Raw genomic sequence first — 14037 nt, forward strand, 5'->3', positions numbered from 1 at the left:
GCCCCGACGACGTTACTACTCCGTACCGGCCAGTAGGTCACCCCCTCCCCGGAGGAGTGCCACCGCGGGCGATTCCCCCGAACGGGTGAGGCGGCGGTTCCGGCCCGTGCGCCCGGGGCCACCGCCGCCCGGCGGCCGACAGAATGCCGCAGGTGGGGGCCGGGGACGGACCAGCGCACAGGCCGGGGGCGGGAAGGGAGCACACACGGTGTCGACGGGATCGCTCGCAGGACAGGTCGCCCTGGTCACCGGCGCCGGCCGGGGCATCGGCCGGGAGATCGCCATCGGCCTGGCCGCCGAGGGAATGGCCGTCGGCCTGGTCGGCCGCACCCACGAGACGCTGGCCGACACCCTCAAGGAGTGCGTCAAACACGGCTCCCGCGGCGTCGCCGTCACCGCCGACGTCACCCGCCCCGGATCGGTGCGCGAGGCCGTCCGGCTCGTCGAACGCGACCTCGGCCCGATCGACCTGCTGGTCAACAACGCCGGCCAGGTCGACCGCGCCGAGGTGCCGATCTGGGAGACCGACGCCAACCAGTGGTGGCAGGTGATCGAGACCAACCTGCGCGGCCCCTACAACCTGCTGCGCTGCGTACTGCCCGGCATGGTCGCCCGACGGCACGGCCGGGTGGTCAACCTCAACTCCGGCTTCGCCCTGCGCCCGGACGGCAACTACACCGCGTACGCCACGTCCAAGGGCGCGCTGCTCCAGCTCTCCGACAACATGGCGGACTCGCTCGCCCGGCACGACGTCGTCGTCCTCGACATCAGTCCGGGCGCGGTCGCCACCGACATGACCGCCGGGATGCCGATGTTCCGGTCCACGACGAGCTGGGGCTCCATCCCGTACATGGTCGCCGTCACCGTGGACGCCGCCCGCGGCCGCTTCGACGCGCTGCATGGGCGGTTCATCCACGCCGGGCGGGACGACCTGGCGGAGCTGGTCGACCGGGCCGAGGCGATCCGCGCCTCGGACGCCCGCACGCTGCGGCTGCGCCCGTACAAGGACGACGACCCGATGGTCTGACCGGGCCCGCGGGGTGCGGGCCTCGCTGGGTGCGGTGCGATCCGGCGCGGTGCGATCCGGTGCGGTGGGGGGCTCAGGCGCAGAGCTGGCTGGCGGTGACCGGCTTGAGCCCGGCCTTGGCGAGGCCGTCCAGGATGGCCGGCAGCGCGTCCACCGTGCACTGGTGGCCCATGTGCAGCGCCACCACCGAGCCGCCGCGCACCGAGTTCAGCACCCGGCGCTGAAGTTCGGCGGCCGAGGGGTCGTTGTAGTCGCGCGGGTCGACGTCGAAGGACAGCACGTGCTCGTAGCCGACGGCCTTGGCCTGCTCGCGCACCATCGGGGTGGCGTACTGCGCGGCGGAGGGCCGGAACCAGCGGCCGATCGAGCCGGTGAGCTTCTGCAGCCGGTCGGCGCACTGGGCGATCTCGGCGCGCGCCTGGTCGGGCGTCATGGCGGAGATGTTGAGGTGGTTCTGGGTGTGGTTGCCCAGCTCGTGGCCGCCGTCCAGGATCCGCCGGGCCATCTGCGGCTGCTGGTCGAGCCAGCTGCCGACGACCATCACGGTCAGCTTGGCGCCGCGCTGCTCGGCGATCTCCAGCAGCGCGGTGGCGAGCTTCGGGTCCCCGCTGCCGTGGACGGTGAGCGCCACGTTCTTGCCGGTGCGCGGCCCGTACACGACCTCGACCGGGGTGCCGGGCGCGAGCGGCGGCAGCGGAGGCGGGGTCGGCGGGGCGGAGGCCTGGGCGGCGGCCGGGGTCGACTCGGTGGCGGGCTGGGGCTCCGCCGCGGCGGTCGGCGCGGGGGAGGCCGGGCCCTCGCTGCCGTTCCAGGCCGGGTCGGTGTTGTGCTGCGGGTCGACGGTGCCGGGGTGCGCGGCCAGCGCCCCGGGGTCGGCCCGGCGGGGTGCGCCGGTGCCGCAGGCGGTGACGAGGCCACCGGCGGCGGTGAGGGCGGCCAGCTGGGCGGCGGTGCGCAGTACGGTGCGGCGGTCGGCAGTCATCGGCAGCCAGCATAGAGAGGGCGGCACCGGCGGGCGATCCGGTATGACCGGGTCCGGACCGTCCTTGACGTGCACACACTCTGTCTACGGGTGTTGCGTAAACCTGAACTCCCGCTGTTTCCACGGTGTGTCGTTGGATACGATCACCGCGCACCGCCTGTTGACGGGCGGTCGCACAATTCCGGCATGGCGCATTGGGGGCGGAACAGGATGCACAAGGACACCGCGGCGACCGGCGGGGCGGCCGACACCGACTGGCACTGGGCCAGAGCGGACCACTGGCAGCCGCCGAGCGAGCTGGACACCGGCATCCCGCACACGGCCCGGATGTACGACTACTACCTGGGCGGCAAGGACAACTTCGAGGCCGACCGCAAGGCCGCCCAGGCCGCGATAGCCGCCTATCCGGCGCTGCCGCTGCTGGCCCGCACCAACCGGCAGTTCCTCGGCCGTGCCGTGGCGTTCGCGGCCGGCCGGGGCATCCGCCAGTTCGTCGACATCGGTACCGGCATCCCGGCCGTCGGCTCCACCAACGAGGTCGCCCAGCGGGTCGCCCCGGACGCCCGCGTGGTGTACGTGGACAACGACCCGATCGTCGCCACCCACGCCCGCGCCCTGCTGGCGAGCCACCCCGCCGGGCACACCTCGGTGATCGAGGCCGACCTGCGCGACCCGGCCGCGATCCTCGCCCACCCCGGGCTGGCCGCCTCCGTCGACCTCTCCCAGCCCGTCGCGCTGATGCTGGTCGCCGTCCTGCACTTCATCCGCGACGAGGACGGCGCGCAGCAGATCGTCCGCACCCTGCGCGACGCGCTCGCCCCCGGCAGCGCGCTGATCCTCTCGCACGGCAGCCCGGACTTCGCCTCCCGGGAGAGTGCCGCCGAGGGCACCCGGATCTACCGGAGCGCCAGCGCCCCGCTCGTCCTGCGCCCCCGGGCCGGGGTCGAACCCTTCTTCGGCGACTTCGAGTTCGTCGGCCCCGGGCTCGTGCAGCTCCCGCTCTGGCGCCCCACCGCCGGCCACGTCCCCACCATCGAACTGCCCGAGGGCTGGCAGGACGTGTCCGCGTACGCGGGCGTCGCGTTCAAGAAGTAGTCCGCGCTCGCGATCGGACGTGACCCAGCCCCGTCCCGGCGCTCCCTCCTGCGCCGGGACCGGGCCACCGCAGCCTACGCACCGCCACTGACAACCCCTCACCGCCCCGGATGGCCTGCGCCGTGACCACCGCCCTGCCACCCCTCCCCGCCGCCGTCGCCGACGCCCGCGGCGGCTCGCCGTTAGGCCGAGCACCCCGTACGAACAGGGAGAACCGGGCGAAATTGACGCGACAGGGTGTGCGGGGCGGTGCTAGCTTCCGCGGCATGGAAGCCCTGAGTGAGAACGAGATCCGCGCGTCCTTCGTCAACTGTTCCAAGGGCGAGGCCCGTCGGCTCAACCTGCCCCGGGGCCTGGCCGAACTGCCGTGGGAGAACCTGGACTTCCTGGGCTGGCGGGACCAGGGCGCGCCCGACCGCGCCTACCTGGTGGCCCCGCACGGCGGCGAGCTGGTCGGTGTGACGCTGCGGGTGCCGACGGTCCGGCGCAGCCTGACCAAGACCAACGTCTGCTCGCTGTGCATCACCGCGCACGCCGGCAGCGGCGTCGCGCTGCTCGCCGGCCGGCGGGCCGGCGCGGCCGGGCGCGAGGGCAACACGGTCGGGACGTACATCTGCGCCGACCTCGCCTGCTCGCTCTACGTGCGCGGGCTGAAGAAGTCCGCCCTGGTCACCCGGCCCGAGGAGTCGCTGTCGCTGGAGGACCAGGTCGCCCGGACGATGAGCAACCTCGACGCCTTCCTCGCCAGGGTGCTCACCGACACCGCCGCGTAGCCCGCCGTGTAGCCCGCCTGGTGAAGCGTCGCGCAGCCGGCCGCGTTGAGCGCCGCGTAAGGGCTCTCACTGCCCGCGCAGCTGGTCCAGTTCGCGGCGCTCCCGCTTGGTCGGGCGCCCGGCCCCGCGGTCCCGCTCCCCGGCCGCCGCGACGAACTCGCGCGGCGGCCGCGGCGGGCTGTTGTCGACCAGGCACTCCGCCGCCACCTCGGCGCCGACCCGCTTGCGGATCAGCTTGCGCACCTCGACGACCCGCTCGTGGTTCTCCTCGCGGACCCGGACCTCGTCCCCGGGCTTCAGCGCCTGGGCCGGCTTGGCCCGCTCACCGTTCACCCGGACGTGCCCGGCCCGGCAGGCGGCCGCCGCCAGCGCCCGCGTCTTGACCAGCCGGACCGACCAGATCCAGCTGTCCACCCGCACGCTTCCCTCGTGTTCAGCCATCCTCGGAGCCTACCCAAGCGATCCGGTCCGGTCGGGGGCTACCAGCGGCCGGGGGCTTACGCGGCGGTCGGGGCCTACGCGGCGGTCGGCGCTTCCTGCACCGCCCAGCCGTTGCCGTCCGGGTCGTTGAAGAACACGAAGTTGTTCCAGGCCTCGCCGTGCCCGTTCACCCGGGCTCCCGCCACGAAGTGCTGGACCGGGCTGACCGGTACGCCCCGCGCCGCCAGTTCGGCGTGGGCCTTCTCGATGTCGGCCACCACCAGTTGGAGGCCCTTGACCGAGCCGGGCGGCGAGTCGATCACCCCCTGGCCCACCACGATGGAGCACGGCGAGCCCGGGGGAGTCAGCTGGACCACCCGGACCCCGTCCCGCAGGCGGGTGTCGTGGTCCACCGTGAAGCCGGCCTGCTCCTCGTAGAAGAGCTTCGCGCGGTCCACGTCGGACACCGGGACCACTACGACTTCGAGCTTCCAGTCCATCGCCCTCACCCCTCTCGGTCGGGCTCTTCCAGTATCCGTCCGGCGGCGTTCTTCCAAAACAGTTCCCCGGTGTCCGTCCGATAGCCTGAGAACACGATGAATCCCCAGACCACGCCCGCCGCGACCCCGTTCTCCACCCCGTGGGGCACCTTCGACCTCACCCGCTTCCCTGCGGACCCGCGCGAGCGGCTCCGGGCCTGGGACGCCGCCGACGAGTACCTGCTGCGCCACCTCGCGGGCGAGGCGGACAGCGCGTCCGGCGCCGCGACCGAGCTGGCCGGCCGCCGGATCGCCGTCCTCGGCGACCGCTGGGGCGCGCTGACCACCGCGCTCGCCGAGCACCGGCCGGTCCAGATCTCCGACTCCCACCTCGGCCGGCAGGCCACCCTGGCCAACCTGGCCCGGGCCGGCGCCGCCGTCGACCAGGACCGGCTGCTCACCACCCGGGACACCCCGCCGGAGCGGATCGACGTGCTGCTGGTGCGCGTCCCCAAGAGCCTGGCCCTGCTGGAGGACCAGCTGCACCGGCTCGCCCCCGCGATCCACGCCGGCACCGTGGTGATCGGCGCCGGCATGGTCACCGAGATCCACACCTCCACCCTCCAGCTCTTCGAGCGGATCCTCGGCCCGACCCGCACCTCGCTCGCCGTCCGCAAGGCCCGGCTGATCTTCTGCACCCCCGACCCGGCGCTCGACCCCGGCCCCAACCCGTGGCCGCACCGCTACGCGCTGCCGTCGGACATCGGCCCCGCGTCCGGCCGTACGGTGGTCAACCACGCCGGCACCTTCTGTGCCGAGCGGCTCGACATCGGCACCCGTTTCCTCCTCGCCCACCTGCCGACCCCCGCCCCGGGCGCCCGGGTGGTGGACCTCGGCTGCGGCAACGGCGTGGTCGGGACGGCCGCCGCGCTGGCCGGGCCCGGCGCGGAGCTGGTCTTCGTGGACGAGTCGCACCAGGCGGTGGCCTCCGCCGAGGAGACCTTCCGTACCAACCTGGGCCCGGACGCCCCGGCCGAGTTCCGCGCCGCCGACGCGCTCGCGGCGGACGTGGTCGCCCCCGGCTCGGTGGACCTGGTGCTCAACAACCCGCCGTTCCACTCCCACCAGGCCACCACCGACGCCACCGCGTGGCGGATGTTCACCGGCGCCAAGCGGGCGCTGCGGCCGGGCGGTGAACTCTGGGTGGTCGGCAACCGTCACCTCGGCTACCACGTCAAGCTGCGCCGTCTCTTCGGCAACTGCCAACTCGTGGCGGGCAACCCCAAGTTCGTGGTGCTGCGCGCCGTCAAGCGCTGACCGGCGGCTGACCGGGGACTCACCGGCCCGCGGCCGCCCCGTCGGGCCCCGGCACATACTCCTTGCATGGATTTTCCCCCGCGCGTATATTCATGCCACGACTAAGGAGGAACGCCATGGCATTGCGAGTCGCCGTCGCCGGAGCGAGCGGGTACGCGGGTGGCGAGGTGCTGCGCCTGCTGCTCGGCCACCCGGAGGTGGAGATCGGGGCGCTGACCGGCGGCTCGAACGCGGGCACCAGGCTGGGCGCGCTGCAGCCGCACCTGATCCCGCTCGCCGACCGCGTCCTCGAGCCCACCACCCCCGAGGTGCTGGCCGACCACGACGTGGTGTTCCTGGCGCTGCCGCACGGCCAGTCCGCCGCCGTCGCCGAGGCCCTCGGCCAGAACGTGCTGGTGGTCGACTGCGGCGCCGACTTCCGGCTCAAGGCCGCCGCCGACTGGGAGCAGTTCTACGGCTCCGCGCACGCCGGCACCTGGCCCTACGGCCTGCCCGAACTCCCCGGCCACCGCGCCGCGTTGAAGGGCAGCAACCGGATCGCCGTGCCCGGCTGCTACCCGACGGCCGTCTCGCTCGCGCTGTTCCCCGCGTACGCGGCCGGACTCGCCGAGCCGGAGGCCGTGGTGGTCGCCGCCTCCGGTACCTCCGGCGCGGGCAAGGCCGCCAAGCCGCACCTGCTGGGCAGCGAGGTGATGGGCAGCGTCAGCCCGTACGGCGTCGGCGGCGTCCACCGGCACACCCCCGAGATGATGCAGAACCTCAGCCCGCTCGCCGGCGAGCCGGTCACCGTCTCCTTCACCCCCACCCTCGTCCCGATGCCGCGCGGCATCCTCGCCACCTGCTCGGCGAAGGCCAAGCCGGGTGTGACCGCCCGGAGCCTGCGCGCCGCCTACACCGAGGCGTTCGCGGACGAGGCCTTCGTCCACCTGCTGCCCGAGGGGCAGTGGCCGCAGACCAGCAGCGTCTACGGCGCCAACACCGCCCTGGTCCAGGTCGCCCTGGACGCCGCTGCCGGGCGGATCATCGCGATCAGCGCGATCGACAACCTGGTCAAGGGCACCGCGGGCGGCGCGGTGCAGAGCATGAACATCGCCCTCGGCCTGCCCGAGGAGCTGGGCCTTCCCGTGAACGGAGTCGCACCGTGAGCATCGGCAACAACGTGAGTACCGGCAACAACGCCAGCCCCGGCGCCAACCCGGGCCCCGGCACCAACGTGGGCGTGACGGCCGCCAAGGGCTTCCGCGCCGCCGGGGTGACCGCCGGCATCAAGGCCTCCGGCACCCCGGACCTCGCCCTGGTGGTCAACGACGGCCCCTCGCTCGCCGCGGCCGGCGTCTTCACCGCGAACCGGGTCAAGGCCGCGCCGGTGCTCTGGTCCGAGCAGGTCCTCAAGGGTGGCCAGGTCTCCGCCGTCGTCCTCAACTCCGGTGGTGCCAACGCCTGCACCGGCCCGCTCGGCTTCCAGGACACCCATGCCACCGCGGAGAAGGTCGCGGAGGAGCTGAAGCTCAACGCGGGCGAGGTCGCGGTCGCCTCCACCGGCCTGATCGGTGTCCGGCTGCCGATGGACATCCTGCTGCCCGGGGTCGCCCTGGCGGCCGGGGCGCTCAGCGAGACCGGCGGGGAGGCCGCCGCGATCGCCATCAAGACCACCGACACCGTGCACAAGACCGCCCAGGTCACCAGCCCGGCCGGCTGGACGGTCGGCGGCATGGCCAAGGGCGCGGGCATGCTCGCCCCGAGCCTCGCCACCATGCTGGTGGTGCTCACCACCGACGCCGCCGTCGACAGCGCCGCCCTGGACGCGGCCCTGCGCGGCGCCACCCGCTCCACCTTCGACCGGATCGACTCCGACGGCTGCATGTCGACCAACGACACCGTGCTGCTGCTCGCCTCCGGCGCCACCGGCATCACCCCGGACCAGGCCGAGTTCGCCGAGGCTGTCCGCACGGTCAGCGGCGATCTGGCCCGCCAGCTGATCGGCGACGCCGAGGGCGCGAGCAAGGACATCCGGATCGACGTCACCGGCGCCGCCACCGAGGACGAGGCGGTCGAGGTCGCCCGGACGATCAGCCGCAACAACCTGCTCAAGTGCGCCATCCACGGGGAGGACCCCAACTGGGGCCGGGTGCTGGCCGCGATCGGCACCACCTCCGCCGCCTTCGACCCGAACCGGCTGGACGTCGCCATCAACGGCGTCTGGGTCTGCAAGGACGGCGGCGTGGGCGAGGACCGCGACCTGGTGGACATGAAGGGCCGCGAGGTCGTCATCACCGCGGACCTCAACGCCGGCACCGCGGGTGCCTCGGTGTGGACCAACGACCTCACGGCCGACTACGTCCACGAGAACAGCGCCTACTCCACCTGATCCGCGACATCCGTTCCGACGAGGGAAACCCGTGCAGATCGCACCCAAGGGCGAACAGGCCCGCAACAACACCGCGTTGCCCAAGGCCATGACCCTGATCGAGGCGCTGCCATGGCTGGAGCGCTTCCACGGCAAGACCGTCGTGATCAAGTTCGGCGGCAACGCCATGGTGGACGACGAGCTCAAGGCGGCGTTCGCCCAGGACGTCGTGTTCCTCCGCTACGCCGGGCTGCACCCCGTCGTGGTGCACGGCGGTGGCCCGCAGATCAGCGCCCAGTTGGACAAGCTCGGCCTGGAGTCCAGCTTCACCAACGGTCTGCGGGTCACCACCCCGGAGACCATGGACGTGGTCCGGATGGTGCTGGCCGGCCAGGTGCAGCGCGAGCTGGTCGGCCTGCTCAACGGGCACGGCCCGTTCGCCGTCGGCATGACCGGCGAGGACGCGCACACCATGACGGCGGTGAAGCGCTACGCGGTGGTGGACGGCGAGCAGGTGGACATCGGCCTGGTCGGCGACATCGTCAACATCGAGGCCGGCGCGGTGAAGGCGCTGATCGCCGACGGCCGGATCCCGGTCATCTCCTCGATCGCGCGCGGCACCGACGGCCACGTCTACAACATCAACGCCGACACCGCCGCCGCCGCCCTCGCGGTCGCGCTCGGCGCCGAGATGCTCGTCGTCCTCACCGACGTCGAGGGCCTCTACAAGGACTGGCCGAACTCCGACGACGTGATCAGCCAGCTCAACGCGAGCGAGCTGGAGGAGCTGCTGCCCGACCTGGCCAGCGGCATGCTCCCCAAGATGGAGGGCTGCCTGCGCGCCGTCCGCTCCGGCGTGGGCACCGCCCGCGTCCTGGACGGCCGGGTGCCGCACAGCCTGCTGCTGGAGATCTTCACCGACGAGGGCATCGGCACGATGGTCGTGCCGGACGACGAGCCGACCGTGACCGGGGGACTGGCATGACGCACAACGAGCAGCTCACCGAGCGGTGGCAGCACACCTTCACCGACAACTACGGCACCCCCCGGATCCCGCTGGTGCGCGGCGCGGGCAGCAAGCTCTGGGACGCCGACGGCAAGGAGTACACCGACCTGCTCGGCGGCATCGCCGTCAACGCCCTCGGCACCGCCCACCCGGCCGTCGTCGAGGCGGTCGGCCGGCAGATCGCCACCCTCGGCCACGTCTCCAACCTCTTCATGGCCGAGCCCACCATCGCCCTCGCCGAGCGGCTGCTGCAGCTGGACGGCCGGGCGGGCGGCCGGGTGTTCTTCTGCAACTCCGGCGCCGAGGCCAACGAGGCGGCGTTCAAGATCAGCCGGCGGACCGGCCGCACCCACCTGGTCGCCCTCCAGGGCGCCTTCCACGGCCGGACCATGGGCGCCCTCGCGCTCACCGGCCAGCCCGCCAAGCAGGACCCGTTCCGCCCGCTGCCCGGCGACGTCACCCACGTCCCGTTCGGCGACGTCGAGGCGCTGCGCGCGGCCGTCACCACCGACACCGCCGCGGTCTTCCTGGAGCCGATCCAGGGCGAGAACGGCGCGATCCCGCTGCCGGACGGCTACCTCAGGGCGGCCCGCGAGATCACCCGGGCCACCGGCACCCTGCTCGTGCTGGACGAGATCCAGACCGGCGTCGGCCGCACCGGCCACTGGTACGCCCACCAGGCCTTCGAGGGCGTCGAGCCGGACGTCGTCACCCTGGCCAAGGCGCTCGGCGGCGGCCTGCCGATGGGCGCCACCCTCGCCTTCGGGGAGGCCGCCGAGCTGCTCACCCCGGGCCAGCACGGCACCACCTTCGGCGGCAACCCGGTGGCCGCCGCGGCCGGGCTCGCGGTGCTGGACACCATCGAGTCCGAGGGCCTGCTGGAGCACGTCCGCAAGCTCGGCGAGCGGCTGCGGCACGGTGTCGAGGCGATCGGCGACCCGCTGGTCTCGCACGTGCGGGGGGCCGGTCTGCTGCTCGGCATCGTGCTCACCGCGCCGGTCTCGGCCCGGGTCCAGGCCGTCGCGCAGGAGGCCGGCTACCTGGTCAACGCGGCCGTCGCGGACGCCGTCCGACTCGCCCCGCCGCTGGTGCTGACCGAGCAGGAGGCGGACGCCTTCCTCGCGGCCCTGCCGGGCATCCTCCGGACGGTGCGCGAGAACGCCCCGGCCGATGCGAGTTGACCGTCGTCCGGGAGAATAATCACATGACCGCTTCCCACTCCGGCCCCTCCGCCACCGGCCCGACGCCGCAGGTCCCGCAGACCCGCACCGCGCGCCACCGGCGGATCGTGGACCTGCTCACCCGCCAGCCCGTGCGTTCGCAGAGCCAGCTCGCCAAGCTGCTCGCCGACGACGGACTCGTGGTCACCCAGGCCACCCTCTCCCGGGACCTGGACGAGCTGGGCGCGGTCAAGATCCGCAACCGGGACGGCGCGCTGATCTACGCCGTCCCGGCCGAGGGCGGCGACCGCACGCCGCGCGCGCCGATGGGGGAGTCGGCCAGCGAGGGCCGGATGGCCCGGCTGGCCGGTGAGCTGATGGTCTCCGCGACGGCCTCCGGCAACCTGGTCGTGCTGCGCACCCCGCCGGGCGCCGCCCAGTTCCTCGCCTCGGCGATCGACCAGGCGGAGGTGTTCGAGATCATCGGCACCATCGCCGGCGACGACACCGTCCTGCTGATCAGCCGCGACCCGGCCGGCGGCCAGGCGCTCGCCGACCACCTCATGCAACTCGCCCAGGCGAAGGCGCAGTAGCGCCCGGACTCCGGCAACCCGGGCGTGACCCCGGCACAGCCCGCCGCAACTCCCGGCGCGACCCCGGCCCGACGGATCCCGTCCGGCCGGGTTTCTGCGTTTCAGGGGTTTTGTGTTTCATACGCTGTCGTGCATACTTATGCCATCCGCTGCACATGTCTGAAGGAGCCAACGCGATGACCGCCCAGCAGTCCTCCGACGTCCGCCTCTGGGGCGCGCGCTTCGCCGACGGCCCGTCCGAGGCGCTGGCCAAGCTGTCCGCCTCGGTCCACTTCGACTGGCGCCTCGCGCCGTACGACATCGCCGGCTCCAAGGCCCACGCCCGGGTCCTGTACAAGGCCGGGCTGCTCTCCGACGACGAGCTGGCCGCCATGCTGGACGGCCTCGACCGGCTGCTCGCCGACGTCGAGGCGGGCACCTTCACGGGCACCGTCGCCGACGAGGACGTCCACACCGCCCTGGAGCGCGGCCTGCTGGAGCGCCTCGGCGCCGAGCTCGGCGGCAAGCTGCGGGCCGGGCGCTCGCGCAACGACCAGATCGCCACCCTGTTCCGGATGTACCTGCGGGACCACGCGAAGACCATCGGCGGCCTGCTGCTCGACCTCCAGCAGGCCCTCGTCGGCCTCGCCGAGGCGCACCCGGACACCGCCATGCCGGGCCGCACCCACCTCCAGCACGCCCAGCCCGTGCTCTTCGCCCACCACGTCCTCGCGCACGTGCAGGCCCTCGGCCGGGACGCCGAGCGGCTGCGCCAGTGGGACACCCGCACCGCCGTCTCGCCGTACGGCTCCGGGGCGCTGGCCGGCTCCTCGCTCGGCCTCGACCCGCAGGCCGTCGCCGCCGACCTCGGCTTCGAGGGCGGCTCGGTCGGCAACTCCATCGACGGCACGGCCTCGCGCGACTTCGTCGCCGAGTTCGCCTTCGTGACCGCGATGATCGGGATCAACCTCTCCCGGATCGCGGAGGAGGTGATCATCTGGAACACCAAGGAGTTCGGCTTCATCACGCTGCACGACGCCTTCTCCACCGGCTCCTCGATCATGCCGCAGAAGAAGAACCCGGACATCGCCGAGCTCGCCCGGGGCAAGTCCGGCCGCCTGATCGGCAACCTGACCGGCCTGCTGGCCACCCTCAAGGCACTGCCGCTGGCCTACAACCGGGACCTGCAGGAGGACAAGGAGCCGGTCTTCGACTCCTGCGACACGCTGGAGGTGCTGCTGCCCGCGTTCACCGGGATGATGGCCACCCTCACCGTGCACCGGGAGCGGCTGGAGGAGCTCGCCCCGGCCGGCTTCTCGCTCGCCACCGACATCGCCGAGTGGCTGGTCAAGCAGGGCGTGCCGTTCCGGGTCGCGCACGAGGTGGCCGGCGCCTGTGTCAAGGCCTGCGAGGCCCAGGGCATCGAGCTGTCCGACCTGTCGGACGAGCAGTTCGCCGCGATCTCCGAGCACCTGACGCCGGAGGTGCGCTCGGTGCTCAGCGTGCACGGCGCCATCGCGTCCCGGAACGGGCGCGGCGGCACCGCCCCCTCGGCGGTCGCGGTCCAGCTCGCCGAGGTGAAGGCGGACCTGGCGCGGCAGCAGGAGTGGGTCCAGGGCTGACCGGAGGTCGGCAGGCAGGGGGCGCGGCGGTCCGACCGGCGCGCCCCTCCGGCGTCCGCGCCACGGCCCGGGCGTAACCGGTCCGGCCGCCGGGCGTCATGCACGGTGTGTGCGCCACCCTTCCCGTCGTCCCCTCCGCCGAGGACGTCTACCTCGCCGAACGCCGCCGCCGCGTGGTCCGCGAGACCGTCGCCGCCCTGCCCGGCCGCTGCCCGCAGCTGATCGCCGCCCTCGCCGAGGACCCGCCGCCCACCTACCGCGAACTCTCCGAGCGCCTCGGCATGCCCCGCGGCTCCATCGGCCCCACCCGCTCCCGCTGCCTCGCCTGCCTGCGCACGCTGCTCCACGCGGAGCGGTACCCGTGAGGCGCGGGGGTGACGTCGTGCGCGTCCGTCCGTACTCCCCGGCTCGCGTTCTCCGCCGTGCGCCCCGCTCCACCACCCCCTCCCCGACCGGGGTGACCCTGCTCACGTCTGTCCCCCCGAAGGTTGAGGGAAGCTGACACCCGGGTAGAGCGCTGGCGAACGCAGCTCTTGACGGTGACGCGATCACTCGGATACTGAGCGTGAGCGCGCCACCCTCTGCGCGCCGGGCACGACGACTGGGGAGGCCCCTCCACATGGGCATGAGCGTGATCATCTCGGCCGCGGCGGTCGAGGACGCGGAGCAGATCCTCAAGCTCCAGTACCTCGGCTACCAGTCCGAGGCCGAGCTGTACGGCGACTGGGCGATCGAGCCCCTGACGCAGAGTCTGGAGAGCCTGCGCGCCGAACTGGCCGAGCAGCACTTCCTGGTCGCCCGGCTGGGCGACGAGGTGGTCGGCACCGTCCGCGGCCGCGTCGAGGCCGACGGCGTCGGCCGGATAGGGCGTCTGGTCGTCCATCCGCGGATGCAGCGCCACGGCCTCGGCGGCCGCCTGCTGGACGCGCTGGAGCGCCGGCTCGCCGAGGAGGGCCCGGTTTCCGCCTACCGCCTGTTCACCGGCCACCGCAGCCTCGGCAACCTGCGGCTGTACGCCCGCCAGGGCTACCGGCAGACCCGGGTCGAGCAGGTCAACGCCCGGCTGAGCTTCGTCCACCTGGAGAAGCCCGCCGCCGCGGAGCTGGCCGCGACGGCCTGAGCCCGACGGCCGCACCCCACACCTTGCCCCGCCGCTTGGCGCCGCCACCATCCGGACGATCCGGTGGCGGCGCCGAGTCGTATCACCGCTGGTCACAGCGTTAGATGTCCGCATTGC

General features: G+C 73.3%; 15 protein-coding genes. 12 read left to right on the forward strand and 3 right to left on the reverse strand.

The annotated features are described in order from the left end of the window. Positions 1–208: 208 nt before the first annotated feature. Positions 209–1027, forward strand: a complete 819-nt coding sequence (locus ACZ51D_RS10000; RefSeq protein ID WP_465616981.1) for an SDR family NAD(P)-dependent oxidoreductase — start codon at positions 209–211, stop codon at positions 1025–1027. A gap of 73 nt (positions 1028–1100) precedes the next feature. Here ACZ51D_RS10000 and ACZ51D_RS10005 read toward each other — a convergent pair whose 3' ends face one another. After that, positions 1101–2009: a polysaccharide deacetylase family protein gene (locus tag ACZ51D_RS10005; RefSeq protein ID WP_465616983.1), complete on the reverse strand. Its 909-nt coding sequence runs from the start codon at positions 2007–2009 to the stop codon at positions 1101–1103. Between the two features lie 210 nt (positions 2010–2219). Here ACZ51D_RS10005 and ACZ51D_RS10010 point away from each other — a divergent pair, with 210 nt between their 5' ends. Beyond that, on the forward strand, positions 2220–3104 hold the full coding sequence (locus tag ACZ51D_RS10010) for an SAM-dependent methyltransferase (RefSeq protein WP_465661811.1): 885 nt from the start codon (positions 2220–2222) through the stop codon (positions 3102–3104). Between the two features lie 266 nt (positions 3105–3370). After that, positions 3371–3877, forward strand: a complete 507-nt coding sequence (locus ACZ51D_RS10015; RefSeq protein ID WP_465661813.1) for an FBP domain-containing protein — start codon at positions 3371–3373, stop codon at positions 3875–3877. Between the two features lie 66 nt (positions 3878–3943). On the opposite strand, the gene ACZ51D_RS10020 is transcribed toward ACZ51D_RS10015, so the two are convergent. Together ACZ51D_RS10020 and ACZ51D_RS10025 are read right to left on the reverse strand one after the other, a co-directional pair. Further along, positions 3944–4318 carry an RNA-binding S4 domain-containing protein gene (locus tag ACZ51D_RS10020; protein WP_360498389.1) on the reverse strand — a complete coding sequence of 125 codons (375 nt, stop codon included), beginning with the start codon at positions 4316–4318 and terminating at the stop codon, positions 3944–3946. Positions 4319–4392: 74 nt separating this feature from the next. Further along, positions 4393–4797: a VOC family protein gene (locus tag ACZ51D_RS10025; protein ID WP_360498391.1), complete on the reverse strand. Its 405-nt coding sequence runs from the start codon at positions 4795–4797 to the stop codon at positions 4393–4395. A 96-nt stretch (positions 4798–4893) separates the two neighbouring features. On the opposite strand from ACZ51D_RS10025, the gene ACZ51D_RS10030 reads away from it, so the two are divergent. From ACZ51D_RS10030 to ACZ51D_RS10070, 9 genes are all read left to right on the forward strand, one after another. Continuing rightward, positions 4894–6093, forward strand: a complete 1200-nt coding sequence (locus ACZ51D_RS10030) for a methyltransferase (protein ID WP_465661815.1) — start codon at positions 4894–4896, stop codon at positions 6091–6093. A 116-nt stretch (positions 6094–6209) separates the two neighbouring features. Then, complete coding sequence (argC, locus tag ACZ51D_RS10035; RefSeq protein ID WP_465616991.1) at positions 6210–7238, forward strand: N-acetyl-gamma-glutamyl-phosphate reductase; 1029 nt, start codon at positions 6210–6212, stop codon at positions 7236–7238. Between the two features lie 68 nt (positions 7239–7306). Continuing rightward, on the forward strand, positions 7307–8461 hold the full coding sequence (gene argJ / locus ACZ51D_RS10040; protein WP_465662026.1) for a bifunctional glutamate N-acetyltransferase/amino-acid acetyltransferase ArgJ: 1155 nt from the start codon (positions 7307–7309) through the stop codon (positions 8459–8461). An 88-nt stretch (positions 8462–8549) separates the two neighbouring features. Continuing rightward, positions 8550–9425, forward strand: a complete 876-nt coding sequence (gene argB, locus ACZ51D_RS10045) for an acetylglutamate kinase (RefSeq protein ID WP_360498539.1) — start codon at positions 8550–8552, stop codon at positions 9423–9425. After that, complete coding sequence (locus ACZ51D_RS10050) at positions 9422–10627, forward strand: acetylornithine transaminase (RefSeq protein ID WP_465616993.1); 1206 nt, start codon at positions 9422–9424, stop codon at positions 10625–10627. Before argB ends, ACZ51D_RS10050 begins: the two co-directional genes overlap by 4 nt. A gap of 23 nt (positions 10628–10650) precedes the next feature. Then, positions 10651–11199: an arginine repressor gene (locus tag ACZ51D_RS10055; protein WP_360343103.1), complete on the forward strand. Its 549-nt coding sequence runs from the start codon at positions 10651–10653 to the stop codon at positions 11197–11199. Between the two features lie 176 nt (positions 11200–11375). Beyond that, positions 11376–12800, forward strand: a complete 1425-nt coding sequence (argH, locus tag ACZ51D_RS10060; RefSeq protein ID WP_465661817.1) for an argininosuccinate lyase — start codon at positions 11376–11378, stop codon at positions 12798–12800. A 107-nt stretch (positions 12801–12907) separates the two neighbouring features. Further along, entirely contained in the window at positions 12908–13165 is a 258-nt protein-coding gene (locus ACZ51D_RS10065; protein ID WP_465616997.1) for a hypothetical protein, read from the forward strand. 254 nt (positions 13166–13419) lie between these two features. Then, positions 13420–13920 carry a GNAT family N-acetyltransferase gene (locus ACZ51D_RS10070; protein ID WP_465616999.1) on the forward strand — a complete coding sequence of 167 codons (501 nt, stop codon included), beginning with the start codon at positions 13420–13422 and terminating at the stop codon, positions 13918–13920. Positions 13921–14037 lie beyond the last annotated feature (117 nt).

The organism is Kitasatospora sp. NPDC033851, assembly GCF_055576085.1.